The organism is Streptomyces sp., assembly GCF_036566765.1.
GTDB lineage: Bacteria > Actinomycetota > Actinomycetes > Streptomycetales > Streptomycetaceae > Streptomyces.
In genome coordinates this window covers 1-22,051 of the sequence record NZ_DATCVQ010000691.1, presented here as the reverse complement: position 1 = coordinate 22,051, position 22,051 = coordinate 1, and the positions used below count along the sequence as shown (strand labels likewise).

General features: G+C 73.8%; 22 protein-coding genes and 1 pseudogene. 6 read left to right on the top strand and 17 right to left on the bottom strand.

All coding sequences use genetic code 11. From position 1 onward, the window contains the following. Positions 1-75 precede the first annotated feature (75 nt). The 6 genes from VIU94_RS40025 to VIU94_RS40000 all read right to left on the bottom strand — a co-directional run bounded on the left by VIU94_RS40025 (position 76) and on the right by VIU94_RS40000 (position 7,653). Positions 76-2,760: a DUF7824 domain-containing protein gene (locus tag VIU94_RS40025; protein WP_331919794.1), complete on the bottom strand. Its 2,685-nt coding sequence runs from the start codon at positions 2,758-2,760 to the stop codon at positions 76-78. Next, the gene (locus tag VIU94_RS40020) at positions 2,757-4,124 is read right to left on the bottom strand and encodes an SWIM zinc finger family protein (protein ID WP_331919793.1); all 1,368 of its coding nucleotides are present in this window, start codon (positions 4,122-4,124) and stop codon (positions 2,757-2,759) included. Before VIU94_RS40020 ends, VIU94_RS40025 begins: the two co-directional genes overlap by 4 nt. A gap of 61 nt (positions 4,125-4,185) precedes the next feature. Beyond that, complete coding sequence (locus VIU94_RS40015) at positions 4,186-4,488, bottom strand: winged helix-turn-helix domain-containing protein (protein WP_331919791.1); 303 nt, start codon at positions 4,486-4,488, stop codon at positions 4,186-4,188. Continuing rightward, positions 4,485-4,907, bottom strand: coding sequence for a hypothetical protein (locus VIU94_RS40010; protein ID WP_331919789.1), 423 nt, complete (start codon positions 4,905-4,907; stop codon positions 4,485-4,487). Before VIU94_RS40010 ends, VIU94_RS40015 begins: the two co-directional genes overlap by 4 nt. Positions 4,908-4,995: 88 nt before the next feature. After that, positions 4,996-6,585, bottom strand: a complete 1,590-nt coding sequence (locus tag VIU94_RS40005) for an alkaline phosphatase D family protein (protein WP_331919787.1) — start codon at positions 6,583-6,585, stop codon at positions 4,996-4,998. A 237-nt stretch (positions 6,586-6,822) separates the two neighbouring features. After that, positions 6,823-7,653: an alpha/beta fold hydrolase gene (locus VIU94_RS40000; RefSeq protein ID WP_331919785.1), complete on the bottom strand. Its 831-nt coding sequence runs from the start codon at positions 7,651-7,653 to the stop codon at positions 6,823-6,825. A gap of 115 nt (positions 7,654-7,768) precedes the next feature. Here VIU94_RS40000 and VIU94_RS39995 point away from each other — a divergent pair, with 115 nt between their 5' ends. Together VIU94_RS39995 and VIU94_RS39990 are read left to right on the top strand one after the other, a co-directional pair. Further along, on the top strand, positions 7,769-8,650 hold the full coding sequence (locus VIU94_RS39995; RefSeq protein WP_331919783.1) for an RNA polymerase sigma-70 factor: 882 nt from the start codon (positions 7,769-7,771) through the stop codon (positions 8,648-8,650). 252 nt (positions 8,651-8,902) lie between these two features. Next, positions 8,903-9,643: a GntR family transcriptional regulator gene (locus tag VIU94_RS39990; protein ID WP_331919781.1), complete on the top strand. Its 741-nt coding sequence runs from the start codon at positions 8,903-8,905 to the stop codon at positions 9,641-9,643. Between the two features lie 127 nt (positions 9,644-9,770). On the opposite strand, the gene VIU94_RS39985 is transcribed toward VIU94_RS39990, so the two are convergent. After that, the gene (locus VIU94_RS39985; RefSeq protein WP_331919779.1) at positions 9,771-10,928 is read right to left on the bottom strand and encodes an ROK family transcriptional regulator; all 1,158 of its coding nucleotides are present in this window, start codon (positions 10,926-10,928) and stop codon (positions 9,771-9,773) included. A gap of 122 nt (positions 10,929-11,050) precedes the next feature. Between VIU94_RS39985 and VIU94_RS39980 the strand changes: the two genes are divergently transcribed. Beyond that, positions 11,051-11,488 carry a hypothetical protein gene (locus tag VIU94_RS39980; protein ID WP_331919777.1) on the top strand — a complete coding sequence of 146 codons (438 nt, stop codon included), beginning with the start codon at positions 11,051-11,053 and terminating at the stop codon, positions 11,486-11,488. A 97-nt stretch (positions 11,489-11,585) separates the two neighbouring features. On the opposite strand, the gene purB is transcribed toward VIU94_RS39980, so the two are convergent. Together purB and VIU94_RS39970 are read right to left on the bottom strand one after the other, a co-directional pair. Further along, a complete protein-coding gene (purB, locus tag VIU94_RS39975; protein ID WP_331919775.1) occupies positions 11,586-13,019 on the bottom strand; it encodes an adenylosuccinate lyase in 1,434 nt (477 codons plus the stop codon). Between the two features lie 103 nt (positions 13,020-13,122). Next, positions 13,123-13,902, bottom strand: a complete 780-nt coding sequence (locus VIU94_RS39970) for an SGNH/GDSL hydrolase family protein (protein WP_331919773.1) — start codon at positions 13,900-13,902, stop codon at positions 13,123-13,125. A 63-nt stretch (positions 13,903-13,965) separates the two neighbouring features. On the opposite strand from VIU94_RS39970, the gene VIU94_RS39965 reads away from it, so the two are divergent. Further along, positions 13,966-15,003 (top strand): maleylpyruvate isomerase N-terminal domain-containing protein, encoded by a 1,038-nt coding sequence (locus tag VIU94_RS39965; RefSeq protein ID WP_331919771.1) that lies wholly within the window; start codon positions 13,966-13,968, stop codon positions 15,001-15,003. Positions 15,004-15,013: 10 nt separating this feature from the next. On the opposite strand, the gene VIU94_RS39960 is transcribed toward VIU94_RS39965, so the two are convergent. The 3 genes from VIU94_RS39960 to VIU94_RS39950 form a co-directional block, all read right to left on the bottom strand. Beyond that, positions 15,014-16,033 (bottom strand): hemolysin family protein, encoded by a 1,020-nt coding sequence (locus VIU94_RS39960; RefSeq protein ID WP_331919769.1) that lies wholly within the window; start codon positions 16,031-16,033, stop codon positions 15,014-15,016. Further along, positions 16,030-17,373 carry a hemolysin family protein gene (locus tag VIU94_RS39955; protein WP_331919767.1) on the bottom strand — a complete coding sequence of 448 codons (1,344 nt, stop codon included), beginning with the start codon at positions 17,371-17,373 and terminating at the stop codon, positions 16,030-16,032. The genes VIU94_RS39960 and VIU94_RS39955 overlap by 4 nt, the downstream gene beginning before the upstream one ends. A gap of 192 nt (positions 17,374-17,565) precedes the next feature. Continuing rightward, the gene (locus tag VIU94_RS39950) at positions 17,566-18,015 is read right to left on the bottom strand and encodes a GNAT family N-acetyltransferase (RefSeq protein WP_331919765.1); all 450 of its coding nucleotides are present in this window, start codon (positions 18,013-18,015) and stop codon (positions 17,566-17,568) included. Positions 18,016-18,130: 115 nt separating this feature from the next. Here VIU94_RS39950 and VIU94_RS39945 point away from each other — a divergent pair, with 115 nt between their 5' ends. After that, a complete protein-coding gene (locus VIU94_RS39945) occupies positions 18,131-18,358 on the top strand; it encodes an antitoxin (protein WP_331919763.1) in 228 nt (75 codons plus the stop codon). Next, positions 18,355-18,726 carry a fic family toxin-antitoxin system, toxin component gene (locus tag VIU94_RS39940; RefSeq protein ID WP_331919760.1) on the top strand — a complete coding sequence of 124 codons (372 nt, stop codon included), beginning with the start codon at positions 18,355-18,357 and terminating at the stop codon, positions 18,724-18,726. The genes VIU94_RS39945 and VIU94_RS39940 overlap by 4 nt, the downstream gene beginning before the upstream one ends. Positions 18,727-18,755: 29 nt before the next feature. Here VIU94_RS39940 and VIU94_RS39935 read toward each other — a convergent pair whose 3' ends face one another. The 5 genes and pseudogenes from VIU94_RS39935 to VIU94_RS39915 form a co-directional block, all read right to left on the bottom strand. Continuing rightward, the gene (locus VIU94_RS39935; protein WP_331919758.1) at positions 18,756-19,427 is read right to left on the bottom strand and encodes a class I SAM-dependent methyltransferase; all 672 of its coding nucleotides are present in this window, start codon (positions 19,425-19,427) and stop codon (positions 18,756-18,758) included. A 42-nt stretch (positions 19,428-19,469) separates the two neighbouring features. Further along, a complete protein-coding gene (locus VIU94_RS39930) occupies positions 19,470-19,811 on the bottom strand; it encodes a VOC family protein (protein WP_331919756.1) in 342 nt (113 codons plus the stop codon). 2 nt (positions 19,812-19,813) lie between these two features. Continuing rightward, a complete protein-coding gene (gene bioD / locus VIU94_RS39925) occupies positions 19,814-20,530 on the bottom strand; it encodes a dethiobiotin synthase (RefSeq protein ID WP_331919754.1) in 717 nt (238 codons plus the stop codon). Between the two features lie 71 nt (positions 20,531-20,601). Further along, on the bottom strand, positions 20,602-21,882 hold the full coding sequence (gene bioA / locus VIU94_RS39920) for an adenosylmethionine--8-amino-7-oxononanoate transaminase (protein ID WP_331919752.1): 1,281 nt from the start codon (positions 21,880-21,882) through the stop codon (positions 20,602-20,604). Next, positions 21,875-22,051, bottom strand: a pseudogene (locus VIU94_RS39915) (biotin synthase BioB); the annotation flags it as partial. The pseudogene VIU94_RS39915 and the gene bioA, both read right to left, overlap by 8 nt.

Here is a 22,051-nt window from a genome sequence, read left to right as displayed (position 1 = left end):
CATTCACTGTGGCCGACCGGTGTTGCGTGATCACGAACGCTTTGTGACTGTCGGGTTAAGCCCCGATCTGGGGGATTACTGACTCTTTTCCGCCGGTTCTGTTGCCGACTGATCGAGGCCGTATGCGAGTGCGATCGAAAGCCGCTTGGCCTGGACGACGGCCTGGGACGAACCGCCCCGACCCGCCAGCCGGTCAAGGCCTGGTATCGCACCGCCCGGTCGGCACCGCTCCGCGCACTCGGCGGCCACCGCCAACACCTCCCCGAGCCCCCGCACCGGCTTCTCCGCCGCCAGAAGCCCGGGCAGCAGCGGCGCAAGCACCGACCACACGGTCGCGTACGCGCCGGTGGCCGCGGCCGTACGGGCCGCGTCCGCCACCCGGTTCGGCTTGGCGAAGCCCTCCTGGACAAGCCCGGCCAGCGTCGCACCGAGTCCGGCCGCGTACAGATCCCCGCGCGCGGCCAGCACGAGGAGCGCGTCCACCGCCGTCAGCCGGTCCTCCGCGTGCCGGCCGGCCAGGCCGCATGCCAGCGCCAGATGCACCGCGGGCCCGACCTCGCCGTCCGCCTCGGCGAGCGCGGTCAGCCACCAGCCCGCGCCCCGCGCCTCCCACTCGACCTCCGCCGCGAGCTGCGGCAGCAGCCAGGCGGCCAGGGCCTCGCGATCCAGCGGCAGCACCGCCGGCAGGTTCTCGCGCTCGTCGCTCCAGAAGCGGCAGTCCCGGGGCGACGGGTCGAGCGGACGGCCCAGCCACTGGAACGCGCCCGGGAAGTCCCGCTGCACGTCCAGCCGTTCGCGGGTCGTGAGCACGATCCGCTCCGCCAGGAACCAGCGGCCGTCCGCCGCCGCCTTGTGGACGCGGGGCGTCACCCGCACCGTCGGGGCGAGCGGCGCCGGATCGGCCAGCCGGGCGGCGAGCCGGTCGCCCGCCGTCGTCCCCAGGTCCGCGGCCGCTCGGGCAGCCTCGGCGGCCGCCGGTCCGTCCCGCCGCACCCGCAGCAGCGCCTGCGCGAAGTCGGCCGGGGCGGGCTCGCAGCCGGCGTCACGGTAGAGCCTCAGCCGCTCGGCCAGCTCGCCCGCGTCCAGCGCCCCGGTGTGCCAGGTGGGGGTGGCGAGCAGGAACGGGAGACCGGGCGTGCCGATCAGGTCGGCCGCCTCCCACAGCCGCTGCTCCAGCACGCCGTCGAGCACATGCCGGGAACACGACGCGTCGACGTGCTCCCGGGCCCGGCCCGCGTCGACGTACTCCTGCCGCACCTGGCCCAGCAGCGCCGCGAGCACGACGTCCAGGCCGAAGGTCGAGCCGTGGAAATGGCCGGCCGACTGGAGGTGCGACGGCTCCTTCATCCACCAGGCGTTCGCGAACGCGCCGCCCACGGCCTCCGCCAGCGCCGCCCGGTCCCGCGCCGCGTGCCGCACGAGCCCGTCGAGCACCCGCTCGAACGCCTCGGCCGGCGCCCGGCGGCGGCCGTTGACCAGCGGGACCAGTTCCTCAAGCAGCTCCGGCACCGTCCCGGCGGCGGGCGAGAGCCGCCTCCGCTCCGGCACGGGCGGCAGGAACTCCTCGTACGCCGGGGCCGGTTCCTGCGGCAGGGACGCGCCGAACAGCTCGGCGGCGCGTGGGCGGTGCAGCGGGCCCAACAGCTCAGCGGCCGCGGCCAGTTCGCCCCGTACCCCCTCGTCGACGGCCGACAGGTGACCGCCGACCAGCTTCAGCGCCCGCTCCTGGACATCGCTGTCCGCGTGCCCGAACGCCTCGGCGATCACCGGCAGCAGCTCGGCCGCGACGTCGGGACGCTTCTTGAGCACCTTGCCGAGCAGCGTCAGCTGGGCCCGGACCAGCTTCTTCTCGGTACGGAAGAACAGCGCGCCGGACATCTCCGCGAGCCGGGCGTCCGGGAGTTCGCCGGAGAGGGCGAGAGGCGCGAGCACCTGCTGGGCGTATCCGGCGACCGTCGACGGGGCGTCCGCCACCATGCCGAGCCAGTCGGCGGTGTGCTCCCGCAGCTCCTGGCCGGTCGGCTCAAGGCGCTGGACGAGCGCGAGGGGGAAGCGCAGGTCGCGGGGGCGCCCGCCGCGCACCAGCCGGGCCAGGCAGCCCTCGATCAGGTCCCGCCGGTCGAACAGACCCTCCGCCGCCAGGGCGGCGAGGGCCGACGGCCAGCTCCCGGCGTCCACATCGTGGTGCCAGACGAGCGGCTCGGGGGTCTCGACGAGATCGAACAGGCGCGGCACGAGCACGGCCGTGTGCGGGTGCTCCTGAAGGGCGCTGACAAGGTGTCGGCGGTCGAGCGACTGCGTCCAGGCGGCGACGTACCAGTCCGAGGTCGGCGTCTCGCAGCCCGAGCGCAGCACGAGAGCGTGGACGAGCCCGTACTCGGCCTCGACGAAGGCCCGGCGGTCGGCGAGCCGCCGCGCCAGGTCGCCGAGCCAGGCCGGGGCGCGGTCGGCGAGGACTTCCAGGACGGCCGGGTGGGACCCCCCGCCCCAGTCCGGCATGTCCCGCGCGCCGATCCACGTCGCGGCCGCCGCCGCACCCGTCTGGCAGCCGACGCCGGCGACCCGGAGCGCCTGCATCCCGCGCCGCCACTCCCAGTCCCACCGGGTGGAACTGCGCAGTTCGGCGCGCAGGGCCTTCAGCTCCACCAGCAGCGCCTTGCGCTCGGCGGCGTCCAAGGGCTTCAGGAGTGCCGGGACTTCGTCGGTCCTTCCCCTGCGGACGGCCTTCAGCACCTGCTTCGACGGGTTGCCGGTGATCATCGCGTTCCTCCCGGGGTTCCGCCGCGGCGCGCCATGCGGACCGCCAGCGCGTGCTTGCACGGGCCGCGTCGGCCCTGATAGTCGGCCCACCACTGGCAGGTGCAGCTCAGGGCTCTGCCCGACTCCCGTATCTGGTAGTGCCGTTCGCCCGAGGCCACCGAGGCCAGGTCGCCGTCGAGCGTCACCGCGCCCTCCGCGACCAGGGCGCGGGCCGCCACCAGGCGCGGGTTGTGCCGCTCGGCGCGGTCCGCGTCGTAGGGCAGCTCGCGGTGGAAGTACGCCGCGTCCGCCACGTCGTACCCCACGCGGCCGGCCGTGCCCAGCGCGGTCAGCGCGGCGCGGACCCGCGCCACGGACAGTCCGGACCGCTCCGCCAGCTCGGCCGGGTCGATCCGCGGCTCCCAGGCGAGCAGCACCGCCACCAACTCCGCGTCCTGCGCGGCCTCCTCCGTGGCCAGCGCCTCCAGGACGCCGCCCTCCCCGGAGAAGCCGCGCGAGGCGTCCGGCGAGAGGGTGAGCGTCAGCCGCATGCCGGGCAGCGCGACCTCCCACGCGCTCGCGGTCGGCGCGCCGTCGGGCGCCGGCCCGTACACACGCAGCGCGGTCGCGTCCCGCAGCACCCGCTCGAGCGAGGCAAGGCGCTCCGGTCCCGGAAGGCAGACCGCGCCCGGGCCCGGCCGGGTCGTCGGCCGCAGTGTCCGCCCGGCCGGGACGACCCACAGCGGACCACGACCCCGGCCGCCGGAGCGCGGCAGCCCCCGCAGGAATCGGACCGCCTCCGCCCCGGGCAGCTCCGCCCGCAGGTCGAACCCGGCCGACGCCACCTGCGCCTCGGCGAAGCCGCGCAGCCAGCGGTCGGGCAGCGGCACCTTCTTCTCCACCACCCGCCCGCCGAGCGTGGTCACCGCCAACTCCTCCGGCCCGACCCGCAGATGCAGCGGATCGTCCCCGGTCAGCCGGGACAGCGCCTCCCGCAGCGGGTTGTTCACGTCGACGTTCGTCGTGCCGTGCCCGGTCTCCGCCCCGTCGAGGCCCTCGCGGAGCACGTCCAGGCGCGCGTACACCCCGCCGCACCCCGAGAACGACTCGAAGCGCAGCCGGTCGCCGTTTCCCGTCACCACGGGATCCAGCGACGCCGGATTCAGCCGCTGGTAGAAGCGCGCGGCGGCCACGTCCGCCACCGCGAGCAGCCCCCGGGCGGCGACCCGGGGCGAGCTGAGGAAGCCGGCGAAGAAACGGGGATGCGCCTCGACCCCGGTGGGCGTGAGCCCCCCGGAGGTCTCGAGGCCGAGCACCCGCCCGCCGCCGGAGGACTCCAGAGCGGACGGGCGCTCGTAGGCGAGCGCCTGTACGGATCGCGTCATGGGAAGACCGTAGGACCCCGCACTGACAATCGAGTCCGCCGCCCCTGTCGGACGTTCCCCATCAGGCCCCCGCGATCGCCCGCAGGGCCTCCAGATGCCGCCGGTACACCGACCGGCCCTCCTGCGTGAGCGACAGCCAGGTTCGCGACCGCCGCCCCACCCGGCCCTTGTCCACCGCCACCAACCCCGCCTCCTCCAGCGCCGCGATCTGCTTGGACAGCGCCGAGTCGGTCACCTCCACGAGGTCCCGTACGAAGGCGAACTCCGCCTTGTCCAGCGGCGCGAGGGCGGCGACGACGGACAGCCGGACCGGCGAGGTCAGCAGCGGCTCCAGGTCGTGCCGGGGATGGGAGCCGGTGCTCATGAGGCGGCCCCGCGCAGTTCGAGCCGCACGCCGACCGCCATCGGCACGCCGCAGCACAGCGCCGCCGCGATCGCGAACGGCACGCTGTCCGGTGCGACCCGGGGACCGATCGCGAGGGTGGCGGCGTACAGCACGCCCCAGCTCGCGATGATCAGGCCGTGCCGCAGCCCGAATCCCCGCCGCACCGAGCGCTGCTTGGCCGCGTAGAAGCTGAGCCCCGTCACGCACAGTGCGAACAGCGTGGTCGAGACGCCCACGGCCATCGGCCCGTGCCACAGCAGGACCGCGGGCACCAGCGCCAGTTGCGCGACCCCGTAGACGATCAGATACCGCACGTACCAGCGGCTCTGCCGCCGTACCGCCTCCTCCATCGCGCGCGAGTGCGTCAACGCCTCGGATGCTTCCGCGAATTCGGTCATGACTCTCCCCCTTGTCGCCATCAGCAATTACTTTCCACTATGGCAAGTAACTACCGGGATGGCAAGGCGGAGGCGCCGGAGTGTGGGGTTACTGGCCCACCAGCCCCGGGCGGAGGACCTTCGTGAAGAGCACCGTGCCGCCCTCCGCGCGCAGGCGCACCGTCAACTCGCCGCTGTCGCCGTCGATGTCGACCTCGCCGAAGTACTGCGGGCTCTCCATCGGCGACAGGTTCGCCCGCTCCGGGGCGCGCACGAAGACGCGCTCGGGGCCGAAGGTCGCGTCGAGCCGGTTGGCCGGGAAGCCGCCGGCCGCCAGCGGCCCCGAGACGAACTCCCAGAACGGCGCGAAGTCCTGGAACGCGGCCCGCTCGGGCGCGTAGTGCTGCGCCGAGGTGTAGTGCACGTCCGCGGTCAGCCACAGCGTGCCGGGGATCCGGCGGTGCTTGATGAACCGCAGCAGCTCCGCGATCTGCAGCTCCCGGCCCAGCGGCGCGCCCGGGTCGCCCTGCGCGATCGCCTCGATGTTCGCCGCGCCGTCCGGCACGACCAGGCCGAGCGGCATGTCCGCGGCCAGCACCTTCCACACCGCGCGCGAGCGGCTCAGCTCCCGCTTCAGCCACTGCAGTTGCTCGGCCCCGAGGATGCCGGTGGTGTCGTCGCCCTGCCGGCCGGGCGAGTTGGCGTTCCGGTACGAGCGCATGTCCAGGACGAACACGTCGAGCAGCGGGCCGTACCGGACCACCCGGTGCATTCGCCGCTCCTCGCCGTGCGCGTGCAGGGTGGACACCGGGAAGTACTCGCCGAACGCCTGGAGCGCGCGGGCGGAGAGCACGTCGACGTCCTTCTCCGTGTAGCGCGGGTCGTCCAGGATCTGTCCCGGGTACCAGTTGTTCCGCACCTCGTGGTCGTCCCACTGGACGATCGACGGCACCTGGGCGTTGAACGCCCGGACGTTGTGGTCGAGCAGGTTGTAGCGGAAGTTGCCGCGGTACTCGTCGAGGGTCTCGGCGACCTTCGCCTTCTCCTCGGTCGTGACGTTGCGCCAGACGCGGCCGTCCGGCAGCGTCACGCTCGGCTGGATCACGCCGTCCGCGTACACCGTGTCGCCGCTGCAGAGGAAGAAGTCCGGGTCGAGGCCGCGCATCTCCTCGAAGGCGCGGAAGCCGCCGATGTCCGGGTTGATGCCCCAGCCCTGTCCGGCGATGTCGCCCGACCAGAGGAAGCGCACCCCGTCCCGGCGGCGCGCCGGAGCCGTGCGGAAGGTGCCGGTGACGCACTCGCCGGTGCGGCGCGGGTCGTCCGGGTCGGCCAGTGTGACCCGGTAGTGGATCTGCTCGCCGGGCGGCAGACCGCGCAGCGCGGTCGTCCCGGTGAAGTCGCTGCCGGGGCCGAGGAGCGGCCCGTGCCAGCGGCGCGCGCCGCGGAACGACTCGGTCGCCGCGGTCTCCACGAGCATCCGGGCCGGCCGGTCCGAACGCACCCACACGAGACCGGACGACGCGGTGACGTCCCCGGCCTGTACGCCCCAGGCGGCGCGCGGCCGGCCGGACAGGGCGAGCGCGGGGGCGGCGGCGCCGAGCGCGCCGGCGGAGCCGAGGGAGAGGGCGGCCGTCGCGGCCAGGGAGCCGCGCAGCACGCTGCGCCGGGCGGGGTTCGGACTCGGTGTGCCATACGACATCGATGCGCCTCCAAGCGGTTCGGGCGGGGGCCGGTGTGCCGTGCCATGCCTAACGCCCGGCAGCGGCGACCACACGAACCCCGCGTGAACAACGCCCCGCCCACACCGTTGTGATGCGTCCACGGACCCACCCGGGTGACGCCCCGTCGCTTCCGCGGGGGCTCAAGCCCCCGCCGCAACCCGTGCGTCCCGCTCAATCTCGCCGCGGAGCTGTTCACCCCGCGCCGACCGGGCGGATCAGCGGCTGCCGTCCAGGATGACGCGCGCGACCAGCGCCGGGTCGTCGTTCATGGGGACGTGGCCGCAGCCCGGCAGCCGGACCAGCCGGGCCCCGGGGATCGCGTGCTTGGCGCGGACGCCCTGGCGGCGCAGCAGCAGCCGGTCGCGGCTGCCCCACGCGATGGTGACGGGGAGCCCGGTGATGTCCTCGGTGACCCGGACGGTGCGGCCGGCGGCGAGCGTCTGGTGGAAGCCGGTGGCCGTGCGCAGGGCGAGCGTCTCGGCGACCGCCGCCTCGGGTGAACGGCGCGCCGGCCGGGCGTAGATGGTGCTCGTGAGCGCCGTCCGCCCGGCCGCCGACCGGGACAGCCGCTCGATCAGCGGCAGCGGCATCGCCGAGGCCGCGGCGTGCATCGCGCGCAGGGTGCCGAAGGCGTACCGCCGCTCGCTGTCCGACCAGAAGCCCGCCGGGGAGAGCGCGGTCACCGAGCGGACCCGCTGCTCACGGCCGAGCTCCAGCGCGAGGAGCCCGCCGAGCGAATTGCCGGCGACGTGCGGCCGGTCGATCCCGAGGGCTTCGCAGAGGCCGCCGAGCACGGGGACGACGGTGGACAGGTCGTACGCGCAGCCGTCCGGCAGCGGCGCGGACGCGCCGAAGCCCGGCAGGTCGACGGCGACGACGTCGCGTTCGGCGGCGAGGATCGGGATCACCGGCTCCCAGGCCTGCCAGTGGTGGCCTATGCCGTGGAGCAGCAGCAGGGGTTCGCCCGCGCCGCGGCGGTCGTACGTCACCGACACCGGGCGGGGCCCGTGGGGGGACTCGATCGTGAACTCGATCTGTGCGGACATACGGCGACTCCCTGCCTTAGACACCCTGTCAGCAACAATTACCCATCAGTAGCGATGACTTCAAGAGCGTGGCCGAAACTGGACACGGCGTGTCCTCGTCGGCTGGTATGGGGGAGTGCCGACGGAAACCGTGATCGACCAGTTCGAAGAACACCGCCCGATGCTGACGGGGGTGGCCTACCGCATGCTCGGCCGCGTGGCCGACGCCGAGGACGTGGTCCAGGAGGCCTGGCTGCGCTGGTCCACCGCCGACGTCGACAGCGTCCGCGAGCCGCGCGGCTATCTCGTCCGGGTCACCACCCGGCTGGCGATCGACCGGCTGCGCCAGGTCCAGTCCCGCCGCGAGTCGTACGTCGGCCCCTGGCTGCCCGAGCCCGTCGTCACCGACTTCGGCCCCGCCGTGCCCGACACCGCCGAGCGCGCGATGCTCGCCGACTCCGTCTCGCTCGCCGTGCTCGTGGTGCTGGAATCGCTCTCCCCGCTGGAGCGCGCGGTGTTCGTGCTGCGGGAGGCCTTCGGCTTCCCCTTCTCCGAGATCGCCGCCGCGCTCGACCGCACCGAGCCGGCCGTGCGCCAGCTCGCCGGCCGTGCACGCCGCCACGTCGACGAGGGCCGGCCCCGCTACGACGTCGACCCCGCCGAGCGGCGCGATCTGACCGAGCGTTTCCTCGCGGCTGCGGCCGGCGGGGACCTGGCGGACCTGCTGGCGCTCCTCGCGCCGGACGTACGGCTGGTCGGCGACAGCGGCGGCAAGTCCAAGGGCCCGCTGCGGATCATGGAGAGCGCCGACAAGGTGGGCCGCTTCCTGGCCGCCGTCGCCCAGGAGCACGGCGCGGGCTATACGTTCCGCTTCGAGGAGATCAACGGCGCTCCGGCTCTGGTCGGCCTCATCGACGGAACGATTGACGTCGTCTTCCAGATCGAGATCGTCGAAGGCGCGATCCAGTGCGTCTACATCATGCGGAACCCGGAGAAACTGCAGGCCGTGCCCGCCTGACCGGCCTGCCCCTGTTCCCCGTACCGCCCCGCGTCCGCCCGGACGCGGGGCGGTTTGCTGCACGGGGCTCACGGCGGCGCGAACGTCCTGTGAACGCTGCGCGCCGGAGCATGGTGGATGAGCCGACCCGACGCAGGATTGGTCTTGACCAAGGGGGTGTGCCGTCTTATGGTCGCAGAGTTAGTGCAGGAACCTTTAATAAACAAGGGCGCGGAAAAGCCGCCGAGGACACGGCGATTGCGGAGGATCAGGGTGGGGACCACGCAGCTCGAATCGGTGCCGGAGCCGAAGTACTGGCACCTCAAGACCGTGATCGGCGAGGCGCTGGACTCGGACTTCGCGGTCGGCGAGATCCTGCCGAACGAGCGCGAGCTCGCGGCCCGCTTCGGCGTCGCCCGCGCCACGCTCCGTCAGGCACTGGAGCAGCTCGAGCTCGAGGGCCGGCTGCAGCGCCGCCGCGGTGTCGGCACCACCGTCGCCCCGCCGCGCATGGGCGTCGACGTCTCCACCGCCCAGCAGGCCTGGCCGGGCGCCGGCGAGGACGTCTGGCAGTCCGTGGACTCCTCCACCGCCGTCCCGCCCGCCGCCGTCGCCCGCCAGCTGGACATCGCTCCCGACGAGCCCGTCCACGTGGTGCGCCGACTGCGCGTCTCCCAGGGCCAGCCCGTCGCCGCCGAGCTGCTGTACGTGCCGCTCGGCTCCGTCCCCGGACAGTCCGCCGTCGACGCGCTCGCCGGCCCCGCCCGGGCTCGCGGCGTCCTGAGCGAGCTCCAGCGGCTGGTCCTCGACGGCCAGGACCGCTCCGTGGAGCTGGGCTCCGCGCGCGCCGACGACGCCAAGGAACTCGACCGCCTGCCTGGCGCGCCGGTCCTCGTCGTCACCACCCGCTACCTCTCCGAGGGCAGCACGGCCGCGGTCTCGGTGGCCACCTACCGCGCCGACACCTGCCGGCTCACCTTCGGCGACTCGGGCGACCTCGTGATGGCGTCCTGACACCCACCCACGAAGGCGGCCCCGGCGTTCAACCGAACGCCGGGGCCGCCTTGGTGTACTTCACGCCCTGCTGTACTTCATGCCCTGCTGTACTTCAAGCTCTGCTGTACTTCACGCCCTGCTGTGCTCAGCGGCGGGACGTCGCCGATCCGTCGATCGCGAACAGCTGCTCCTCGACGTGGTCCAGCGCCAGGCGCAGCGCGCCCGTGCCCACCGCTGCCTCGCCCAGCAGGGACAGCGCCACCCGGGGCGGGCGCAGGCAGAATCGGGCCAGCTCCTCGCGCAGCGGCTGCAGCACCCCGTCCAGGCCGGCCGCCCAGCCGCCGACCACGACCAACTCCGGGTCCAGGGCCAGCACCAGCGCCGCGACGTCGTGCACCAGCCGCTGGATGAAGCGCTCCACCGCGGCCCCGGCCCGCGCGTCCCCGCTCCGGGCCAGCGCGAAGACCTCCGCCACCGCCTGCTCGTCGAGTGGGTGCAGCGGCTCGTCCGTCGTCGAGAGCAGCCGCTCCGGGGTGGCCCCGCGGCCCAGCAGGTGCAGGGCGCCGATCTCGCCCGCGGCGCCGCCGTAGCCGCGGTGCAGCCGGCCGCCGATCAGCGAGCCCGCGCCCGGGCTGAGTCCGGCGAGGACGAAGACGATGTCGTCCGAGTCGGTCGCGGCGCCCTTCCAGTGCTCGGCGACCGCCGCCGCGTTCGCGTCGTTCTCCACGAGGACCGGGCAGCGGAACGACCGGCGCAGCCGCTCGCCCAGGGCCAGGCCCGTCCAGCCGGGCAGCGCGGTGCCGAGCCGGATCGTGCCGTCCGCCTCGACGATCCCGGGCGTGCCCACGCCGACCGCCCGCAGGCTGCTCCGCGGCACCCCGGCCCGCCGCAGCACGTCCGCGACGACCGTGCGGACCCGCTCCAGGCGCTCGTCCGCCGACGCCGTCTCGGAGACCTCGCGCGATCCGGCCCCGATGATCCGGCCGTCGAGCCCGGAGAGCAGAGCGGCGACGCGGTGCGGGCCGATCTCGATGCCCAGCAGATGCCCGGCCTCGACGCGGAACCGGAACCTTCGGGCGGGCCTGCCCTGCCGCCGGGTCTCGCCCTCCTCGGGCGCGGCCTCGACGACGAGCCCGCCGGCGATCAGCCCCTCGGTCACGCCCTCGACGGTCGGCCGGGACAGACCGGTGACCCGGGTCAGGTCGGTGAGCGTGAGCGCGTCGGCGCCCCGCAGAGCATGGAGTACCACTGCGGAATTGATCCGCCGCAGCAGCGACGGGTCCCCGCCGGTCAGCCGCCCCACAGTGTGTCCTCCCAGCTCGCACGCATGTCTGCCGGATGGTACTCAATGGTTCTCCAGGACGGCGAGGCGCGTGGTCGTCTGACGGAGCCTCGGCTGTCAGAGGGGTTCGCTTTACTTGGTCCATGACCATCGCAGGCCATCTCGCGACGATCGACCGGCTCCGGGCCCGCCCCTTCCCTGAGGCGCCGGGCAGATCGGAGCTGGGCGACAGCGGCCCGGGCTTCCATGTCGCCGCGCTCGCCCGGAGCGAGGAGTTCTGGGAGGACGACGGCACGCGCCGCTTAGAGGTCGAGGAGCAGTACGAGGCGGAGCGCGACGCGCTGTCCGAGCGGCTCGGGTCGCGCTGGGGCGCGCCGCAGCACTTCTCGTTGTTCTCGGTCTTCTCGCGGAGCATGGACGGCGAGGAGATACCCGAGCCCTGGGGCGTCCTCAGCAACCACACCCCGGACCTGTACCTCTGGCGGGCGGAGGAGCGGTGGATAGGGCTCGGGGTGTCCCAGTGGGACACGGAGCCGGCCTTCGAACTGCTCCTGGTCGTCACCACGGTCGACCCGCCGTGACCGAGCGCCGTGACCGCGGAACCGGCCCTGAGAACGCGGAAGGCCGCCCGCTGAGGCGGGCGGCCCACAGCAGAACCGGCGATGCCGGTCGGGGACGTCAGAGAATGGCGCCCGGGGTGTAGCCCGCGGCCTCCGGGTGCTGCTTGACGATCTCCTCGATGCGGGAGAGCACGGCGGCCACCTGGCCGGCGGCGGCGCCGGTGAAGGAGAGCTTGTCCGCCATCAGCGCGTCGAGCTGCGCCCGGTCCAGCGGGATCCGCTCGTCGGCGGCCAGCTTGTCGAGCAGCTCGTTGCGCTCGACGCCCTGCTCGCGCATCGCCAGCGCGGAGGCGACGGCGTTCTCCTTGATGGCCTCGTGGGCGACCTCGCGGCCGACGCCCGCGCGGACCGCGCCCATCAGGACCTTGGTCGTGGCGAGGAACGGCAGGTAGCGGTCGAGCTCGCGGGCGACGACGGCGGGGAAGGCGCCGAACTCGTCGAGCACGGTGAGGAAGGTCTCCAGCAGACCGTCGAGCGCGAAGAACGCGTCCGGCAGCGCCACGCGGCGGACCACCGAGCAGGACACGTCGCCCTCGTTCCACTGGTCGCCGGCCAGCTCGCCGGTCATCGAGGCGTAGCCGCGCAGGATGACCATGAGGCCGTTGACGCGCTCGCAGGAGCGGGTGTTCATCTTGTGCGGCATGGCGGAGGAGCCGACCTGGCCGGGCTTGAAGCCCTCGGTCACGAGCTCGTGACCGGCCATCAGCCGGACCGTCTTCGCCACCGAGGACGGCGCGGCGGCCAGCTGCACCAGCGCGCTGACCACGTCGTAGTCGAGCGAGCGCGGGTAGACCTGGCCGACCGACGTGAAGGCGTGCGCGAAGCCGAGGTGACCGGCGATGCGCTGCTCGAGGTCCGCGAGCTTCTCGGCGTCGCCGCCGAGCAGGTCGAGCATGTCCTGCGCGGTGCCGACCGGGCCCTTGATGCCGCGCAGCGGGTAGCGGCCGAGCAGGTCCTCCAGGCGGCCGTAGGCGACAAGCAGCTCGTCCGCGGCGGTCGCGAAGCGCTTGCCGAGGGTGGTGGCCTGGGCGGCGACGTTGTGCGAGCGGCCCGCCATGACCAGCTCGGCGTACTCGCCGGACAGCTTGCCGAGCCGGGCGAGGACGGCGACGGTGCGGTCCCGCATCAGCTCCAGGGAGAGGCGGATCTGCAGCTGCTCGACGTTCTCGGTGAGGTCGCGCGAGGTCATGCCCTTGTGGACGTGCTCGTGGCCGGCGAGGGCGTTGAACTCCTCGATGCGGGCCTTCACGTCGTGCCGGGTGACCTTCTCGCGCTCGGCGATCGAGCCGAGGTCGACCTGGTCGAGGACGCGCTCGTAGTCGGCGAGCGCCTCGTCCGGCACCTCGATCCCGAGGTCCTTCTGGGCGCGCAGCACGGCCAGCCACAGCCGGCGCTCCAGCTTCACCTTGTGCTCGGGGGACCACAGGACGGCGAGCTCCGCGGAGGCGTAGCGGCCGGCCAGGACATTGGGGATGCGGGGCTTGGCAGTCACGTGACCAGATTCTACTGGCGGTTTGTGCAGGCCAGCGCCACGGACGGGTTGGGAGCTTGCTACGAGACGCCCGTCACGTCCGTCGGCCCGCCGACGCACGCGGCTACGCCGTCGGCGGCTCGTACGGCAGCAGCTCCGGCCGCTTGGCCGGGAGGCCGTCGCCCGAGGAGCGGCCGGTCAGCCGGCGCATGATCCACGGGCCGAGGTGCTCCCGCGCGAACCGCGCGTCGGCGGCCCGTCGGCTCGCCCAGCGGGGCGGCACGGTCAGCGGCAGCGGCGTGCGCCAGTCCGCCTCGGCCGGCAGGCCCAGGGTCTGCCACACGGCCTCGGCCACCCGCCGGTGCCCCTCGTCGGTGAGGTGCAGCCGGTCCACGTCCCACATCCGCTGGTCGGCGAGCACGGGTGCGCCGTACAGGTCCACGACCACCGCGCCGTGCCGCGCCGCGAGCTCGTCGACGTGCGCGAACAGCTCCTCCATCCGGGGCCGGAAGCGCTCCATGACCGGCCCGTTCCGGCCGGGGCTGCGCATCAGCACCAGCTGCCCGCAGGACGGGGCGAGCTTCTCGACGGCCTCGGTCAGCAGCCCGCGCACCCGGCCCATGTCGCACTTCGGCCGCAGGGTGTCGTTGAGCCCGCCGACGAGCGTGACCACGTCCGCCTTCATGGCGGCGGCCGTGTCCACCTGCTCGTCGACGATCTGGCCGATCAGCTTGCCGCGAACTGCCAGGTTCGCGTACCGGAAATCCGGGGTACGCGCAGCGAGGCGGGCGGCCAGGAGGTCGGCCCAGCCGCGGTACGTCCCGTCCGGCAACCGGTCGGACATACCCTCGGTGAAGCTGTCGCCCACGGCGACGAGACTGTTGTAACTGGCATTGATCTCCATGGCGGAGCGATCATACCGTGCGGTATGGACGCAAGAGTCCGCGGGAGTCATGGAGGGAGACCCATGAGCGACGCGCTGCAGAGCGCGCTGGCGGAGGCGCTGGCGGACCTGGTGACCGTGATCGAGACCTGCGACGACGAGGTGCTCGACCCCGACACGGCCGTGAAGTGGCTGGAGTCCACCGGGTACACATTGCAGAGGCTCTCCGAGAGCGACCGCCGCACCCTCGACGGCCTCTTCCGCGAGGCGGCGCTCCGGCAGGAGCCCGGACCGTGGCGCGACTCACTCCTGAACGTCTCCGAGGGCTTCGGCCTCACCGTGGACGTGCACGCGGAGCGCTGCGACGCGATCGAGGACCACGTCGGCCGCTTCGTCGCGGCCGTCCGCGCCGCCGACCCCGCCACGCCCGTCCCCACCTGCCCCGGCTGGACCCTCGCCGACCTGACGCGGCACGTCGGCGCTGTGCACCGCTGGGCGGAGCACCTGGTGCGCACCCGGTCGGCCACCCGCGTCCTGGCCGGAGACCTCCCGCTGGATCTGCCGGAGGACCCGGCCGCGTACCCCGACTGGCTCGAGGCCGCCGCCGACTCCTGCCTGAAGACGCTCCAGGACGCCGCACCCGACGACCGGATCTGGTCGCCGGGAGCGGACGCGCACGTCCGGTACTACCCGCGCCACCTGCTCTTCGAACTGGTCGTCCACCTCGCCGACGCCGAGCTCGCGCTCGGCGGGGCAGCGGGCCGGATCGAGCCCGGCACCGCCGCCGACGGCATCGACTGCTTCCTGACGAACGCCCCGTACATCCCGTGGATCGCCGAGCCCCTCGCCCAGCTCGACCGGGACGGCGCGGTGCTCCGCCTCGCGGCCACCGACACCGGCGCCGCCTGGAGCGTCACCCTCGGCGCGGGCGGCTTCGCCTGGCAGCGCCAGGCGGCCGGCGATGCGACGGCGGCGGACGACACCGCGACGGCGACCGTGCGCGGCGCCGCCGCCGACCTGCTGCTGCTCGTCCACCGCCGGTACGGCGCCGAGGACCCGCGCCTCACCGTCTCCGGGGACCGCACGCTCCTCGACGCCTGGTTGGCCGCCACCGCCCTCTAGAACCAGGCGGCTACGGCGCGAGGGGCTTGCCCACCAGCTCCCGCAGCACGTCCTCCATCGTGACGAGTCCGGCCAGCTTGCCGTCGTCGTCCAGGACCGCCGCCAGGTGCGTACGGCTGCGCCGCATCGCCGTCAGGACGTCGTCCAGCGGCGTCGCCGCCCGCACCCGGGCGATCGGCCGCATCGCCGTCACCGGGAACGGCAGGTCGCGGGGCGTGACGTCCAGGGCGTCCTTCACATGCAGGTAGCCGAGGATCTGTTGACCCGCGTCGACCACGGGGAAGCGGGAGAAGCCCGACCGGGCCGACAGGGCCTCCAGCTCCTCCGGCGTCGTGCCGACCCGCGCGTACACCACGCGCTCCACCGGCATCACCACGTCCCGCACGGGGCGGCGGCCCAGCTCCAGCGCGTCGTGCAGCCGCTCGGCGGCCCGGTCGTCGAGCAGTCCGGCGTCCCCGGCGTCGGTCACCATGCGCGCCAGTTCGTCGTCCGAGAACGTCGCCGCGACCTCGCCCTTCACCTCCACCCGCATCAGCTTCAGCAGCCCGTTGGCGAAGGCGTTGATCGCGAAGATCGCCGGACGCAGCGCCCGCGCCAGCGTGACCAGCGGCGGGCCGAGCATCAGCGCCGTGCGGGCCGGCTCGGCCAGCGCGATGTTCTTCGGGACCATCTCGCCGAGCAGCATGTGCAGGTACGTCGCCACCGTCAGCGCGATCACGAACGAGATCGGGTGCACGAGCCCGTGCGCCACGCCGATCGCGTCGAACAACGGCTCAAGCAGATGCGCGATGGCCGGCTCGGCGACGATGCCGAGCACCAGGGTGGACAGCGTGATGCCGAGCTGCGCCGCCGCCAGCAGCGCCGAGACGTGCTCCAGGCCCCAGATGACGCTGCGCGCCCGCCGGTTCCCGGCCTCCGCCAGGGGTTCGATCTGGCTGCGGCGCACGGAGATCAGCGCGAACTCCGCGCCGACGAAGAAGGCGTTCACGACCAGCGTCAGCAGGCCGATCAGCAACTGGATCGCGATCATCGGCCCGCCCTCCCGGTCTCGTCCTCGGCGCCGGAGTCGAGCGGCGCGTGCATCAGCACCCGCGCCGCGCGCCGCCCGGAGGCGTCCACGACGTCCAGCCGCCAGCCCACCAGCTCGACGCTGTCGCCGACCTCTGGGATGCGCCCGAGGTCGGTCGCGATCAGGCCGGCCAGCGTCTCGTACGGTCCGTCGGGGACGCGCATGCCGATGGTCTCCAGCTGGTCCGTACGGGCCGCGCCGTCCGCGGACCAGAGCTCGCGCCCGTCCGCGTCCTCGCCCGCCCGTGCCAGGTCCGGGGTCTCGTGCGGGTCGTGCTCGTCGCGGACCTCGCCGACGACCTCCTCGACGATGTCCTCCAGGGTCACGACGCCGGCCGTGCCGCCGTACTCGTCGATGACCACCGCCATCGTCCGCTTGCCGGACAGCCGGTCCAGGAGCCGGTCGACGGTCAGCGTCTCCGGGACCAGCAGGGGCTCGCGCACCATCTCGCCGACGCGCCTGCGCCGCCGCTCGTCGGCGGGTATGGCCAGCACGTCCTTGATGTGGGCGATGCCGACGACGCTGTCGAGGTTGCCCCGGTAGACCGGGAAGCGGGACAGGCCGGTGGCGCGGGTCGCGTTCGCGACGTCCTCGGCGGTGGCCTGCACGTCGAGCGCGGTGACCTGGACGCGGGGCGTCATCACATTCTCGGCGGTGAGCTCCGCCAGGTTGAGCGTACGGACGAACAGCTCGGCCGTGTCCGCCTCCAGCGCGCCCTGCTTCGCGGAGTGCCGGGCCAGTGCGACCAGCTCCTGCGGGGTGCGGGCGGAGGCCAGCTCCTCGGCCGGCTCCATGCCGAACCGGCGCACGATCCGGTTCGCCGTGTTGTTGAGGTGGCCGATCAACGGCTTGAAGGAGGCGCTGAAGATCCGCTGCGGGGTGCCCACGACCTTCGCCACGGCGAGCGGCGAGGAGATGGCCCAGTTCTTCGGGACCAGCTCGCCGACGACCATCAGGACGACGGTCGACAGGACCGTGCCGACGACCAGGGCCACCGACGACGCGACGGACTCCGACAGGCCCATGGCCTCGAACGGTCCGCGCAGCAGCGCCGCGACCGACGGCTCGGCCAGCATGCCGACGACCAGGTTGGTCACGGTGATGCCGAGCTGCGCCCCGGAGAGCTGGAAGGTGAGGGACCGTACGGCTTTGAGCGCGCCGGCGGCCCCGCGCTCGCCGCGCTCCACGGCCCGCTCGAGCTCGGAGCGTTCGACCGTGGTGAGGGAGAACTCGGCCGCGACGAAGGCGCCGCACGCCAGCGAGAGCAGGAGCGCCACCAGGAGCAGGAGCACTTCGGTCATCGGTTCACCTCCGTCCCATGATCGGCCAGGGGGAGGGGGATCGCTCGATGTCGGCTACTGGGAGGCTCGCCCATGGACGGACGCTCACACCTTTCAATCGTCGGGCCCCGGACGCGGTCGCGTCGAGATCGGGGGACACCATGGTAAAGGACGGGCAAAGCAGAGAGTGATCGGTCGCTACGCGCCCGACCCTCAGGCCGTCGGGTGCGCGGACAGCGGCTTCACCCAGCGGGTCCACTGCTCCTGCGGCCCGTACGCGGCCGCCCGCCAGGCCCGCTGCCCGAGCGCGTTGCGGTCGAGCACCATCGCGTCCGCCCGCCGTCCTCCGAGCCGGGTGAACCGCTCCTCGGCCGCCGCGAGCAGCGCGCCACCGATGCCCTGCCGGCGGTGCCCGGGATGCACGGCGAGCCGGTACAGGTGGCAGCGCCACCCGTCGTACCCGGCGATGACGGTGCCGACCAGCTCGCCGCCCCGCTCCGCGAGGAGCAGTGCCTCGGGATCGCGGGCGACGAGCCGGGCGACCCCGTCGCGGTCGTCGGTGATGCTCGTCCCCTCAGCGGCCTCGCGCCAGAAGCGGAGCGCGGCGTCGATGTCGGACGGGGCGGCGCAGCGGATGCGGAGATCGCTCGGAAGATCGTTCATGGGGCGAGCCAAGCAGAGCGCCGGCCCGCCCGGCGAGCGGATTCCACAGCGTGGAACCGGGCGGGAACGCCCGGATGGCTTGTCGGTGCTAGCGGGCCCGCGCTAGCGTGATGCTGTGGCCAAGAGGCAGCTGAACGTACGCGTGGACGAAACGACCGCCGAGGTCGCCCGACACCGGGCGCAGCAGCGCGGAATGAGCGTGAACCGGTACATCGAGGAGCTCGTCCAGCAGGACGCCGGCGAGGTCGGGCGCACGTTCGTCGAGGCTGCCGCCGACTTCATGCGGCAGTACGAGACGGTGTTCGCGGAGGAGTTCGGGCCGGAGCGCGGCGCCCACGCATGAACGTGACGATCGACCTGTCCTGGCTGCTCATGGTCGCCGAGCACCGGACCCCGGGGGACCCGCAGGTGACCGACTGGGGCGCGCTCGTCGCCGCCGTCGCCCGGCACGACGCGGAGATCTTCGGGGTGCCCGTCTACTCCGACCCGCACGCCCGCGCCGCCTCGCTGCTCCAACTGCTGCTGCACGTACCGGCCTTGGAGCACTCCAACGCCATGTACGCCTCCGCCGTCGCCTACGGCTATCTCGTCGCCTGCGGGCTGAAGGTCGTCACCTCGCCCGAACAGGTCCGGGACCTGGCCCGGCTGGTCAAGGACGGCAAGGGCGACGTACGCGCGATCGCCGACGAACTGCGCCACTGGACCCGCTGACCGCGCCTTGCCGATTGCCGCGCCGCCGCCTACCCGAGCGGTCGGCGCGCCGAGCCGAGTACGCAGTACGAGCTGGGCAGCCGCGGCCCCTTCTCCGGGATGACGAGCCGCCTGTACGTCACCGCCTCGAACCCCGCCGCCTCGATCGCCGCCACCGGGTCCCGCGCCGTGTGGCAGCCGCCGAACAGCAGCGGCCACACCGTCAGGTCCAGGCCCCGCTGCGCCGTCGCCATGGCCCGCCCCGGCGCCCGTCCGTGTTCGAAGAACCGCAGCTCACCGCCGGGGCGCAGCACCCGGTGCAACTCCTGCAGCGCCCGCGGGACGTCCCGTACCGTGCACAGCACCAGCGAGGCCACCGCCGCGTCGAAGGCCTCGCTCTTCACCGGCAGGGCCTCCGCCGTCCCCGGGGCCACGTCCACCGGGACCCCGGCGCGCACCGCCGCGTCCGTCGCCAACTGCCGCAGATGGCGCTCGGGTTCGATCGCGACGACCTCCGAGACCGTGCCCGGATAGTGCGCGAAGTTCAGCCCGTTTCCGGCGCCGATCTCGATGACCCGGCCGGACAGGCCCGCCAGCAGCGCCTCCCGGTGTGCGGCGATCCCGCCCTTCAGATCGGCCTGGACGCTGAAGCGGGCGTAGAAACGGGCGAACAGCGGATGGTGCACGGCGTCTCGCGGAACCTGGGGGGTGCGCGGTGACATGACGGACCTCCTCGGGCGGATACGCCCATTCTCCCCCGCGGATCAGTGCACGAAGCAGAACTCGTTGCCCTCGGGGTCGCGCATCACCTGGAAGTCGCCCTGTGCGTCCGCGACGATCCCGCCGACCCGCACCGCGCCGAGGCGTACCGCCGCGTCCGCGGCCGCCGGCACCGGGCCCGCCTCCAGATCCAGATGGACCCGGTTCTTCACCGTCTTGCCCTCCGGCACCCGCTGGAAGGCGATCCGGACGAACCCCGGCGGCTCGACGTACGACCAGCCGGCGTCCCGGTCCACCGGCTCACCGCCCAGCAGCTCCGCCCAGAACCGGACGAGCGCCGCCGGATCCGCGCAGTCGAGGACGATCTCACTGACCTTGGCTCTCATGATCAGCAGCCTACGGAGCGGGCGAAGGCGTCCGCGTCCCACGCGCCGCCGAGCAGCGGAGCCAGCCAGTCCGCCGCCCGCGCGCGGAACTCCTCCGGCGCGAGCGCGCCCGCGCCCTCCGGCACCGCGCCGAGCAGCGGCGCGCCCGCCGACTCCGGCAGGTCGGCCAGGTTGCAGCGGGCCGCCAGGTCCGGCGCGGCCGGCCAGCTGCCCACGACCACGCCCAGCGGCTCCAGGTCCCGGGCGCGCAGCGCCTCCGTCGTCAGCGTCGTGGAGTTGAGCGTGCCGAGGCCCGCCGGGGCGACCACGAGCACCGGAGCGGACAGCAGCCGCGCGGCGTCCGCGAGCGTCCCGCCCGCCTCGTCGAACCGGACCAGCAGCCCGCCCGCGCCCTCCACGAGGACCAGGTCGTGCTCCTCGGCCAGCTTCCGGGCCGCCGCCGCGACCTCGGCGGGCCCGACCGGCGCCATGCCCGCCCGCCGGGCCGAGGTCACCGGGGCCAACGGCTCCGGGAACCGGGCCAGTTCGACGGAGGCAGCCGCGCCGGAGAGGCGTACGACCTCGTCGGCGTCGCCCCGCTCGTCCGGGCCGATCCCGGTCTGCGCGGGCTTGAGCACCGCGACCGACCTGCCCTGTGCGGTGGCGACGGCGGCCACGGCGGCGGTGACGATCGTCTTGCCGATCTCCGTGCCGGTGCCGCTGACGACGATGACGGTCATGCTGCTGTCCTTCCGTTGCTGAGAGGCATGGGCACGACGGAGGCGCCCCTGCGGGCGCGCCTCCGCGACCGTCAGCCCGCCTGTGCCGCCGCGCACACCGCCGCGGCGATCCGTGCGAGGTCCGCGTCACTCGTCACGTACGGCGGCATCGTGTAGATCAGGTCGCGGAACGGGCGCAGCCACACGCCCTCCCGCACCGCGGCGGCGGTCGCCGCGGCCATGTCGACGTCGTGGTCGAGCTGCACGACGCCGATCGCGCCGAGCACCCGTACCTCCCGCACGCCCGGCAGCCCCTCGGCCGCCGCGAGCCCCTCGCGCAGCCCGGCCTCGATCCGCTTGACCTCGCGCTGCCAGTCCTGCCCGAGCAGCAGCTCGATCGAGGCGCAGGCCACCGCGGAGGCGAGCGGATTGCCCATGAACGTCGGCCCGTGCGCGAGCACCGGCACCTCGCCTCGGGAGATCCCGTCGGCCACCTCGGACGTGCACAGCGTCGCCGCCATCGACAGATAGCCGCCGGTCAGCGCCTTGCCCAGGCACATCACGTCGGGCGAGACCCCGGCCGCGTCCGCCGCGAACAGGGTGCCGGTCCGGCCGAAACCGGTCGCGATCTCGTCGAAGACCAGCAGCACGCCGTGCTCGTCGCAGGCCTCGCGCAGCACCCGCAGATACTCCGGCGCGTGGAACCGCATGCCGCCCGCGCCCTGCACGACCGGCTCCACGATCACCGCGGCCAGCTCGTCCGCGTGCCGCCCGATCGCCGCGCGCAGCTCCTGCGCGTACGACTCCTCGTACGCCGCGGGCGGCTCGCCGACGAACAGCTGGCGGGGCAGCACCCCGGACCAGAGCTCGTGCATGCCGCCCTCGGGGTCGCACACCGACATGGGCTGCCAGGTGTCCCCGTGGTACCCGCCCCGCCAGGTCAGCAGCCGCTGCTTCGCGGGCCGGCCCACCGAGCGCCAGTACTGCAGGCACATCTTCGCGGCGACCTCGACGGCCACCGAACCCGAGTCGCTGAGGAAGACGTGCCGCAGCGGCTCGGGGGTGATCTCCACCAGCTTCGCAGCCAGCCGGACCGCGGGCTCGTGCGTGAGCCCGCCGAACATCACATGGCTCATCCGGTCCAGCTGACCGCGCGCGGCCTCGTTGAGCACCGGGTGGTTGTAGCCGTGGATCGCCGACCACCACGAGGACATGCCGTCGATCAGCTCGTCGTGGCCCTGCGCCGGCTCGGCGAGCCGGAGCCGTACCCCGGACGCGGACGCGACGACCAGCGGGTCCTCGCGGCCCGGCATGGGGCCGTACGGGTGCCAGACGTGCGCCCGGTCCAGGGCCAGGAGTTCGCCGTCACGCATTAGGCGCCAGGTCCGTCCCCGCGCCCCGGCGGCGTACCGCCACCAGGTCGGTACGGGCGCCGTTCGCGGCCTCCGCCGCCGGGACCTGCTCCGGCTCCGGCGCGTGGCCGCCGCACGGACCGCAGCCGCCGCCCGCGTGGGAACCGCAGCCGGCGCCCTCGGTCTCGGC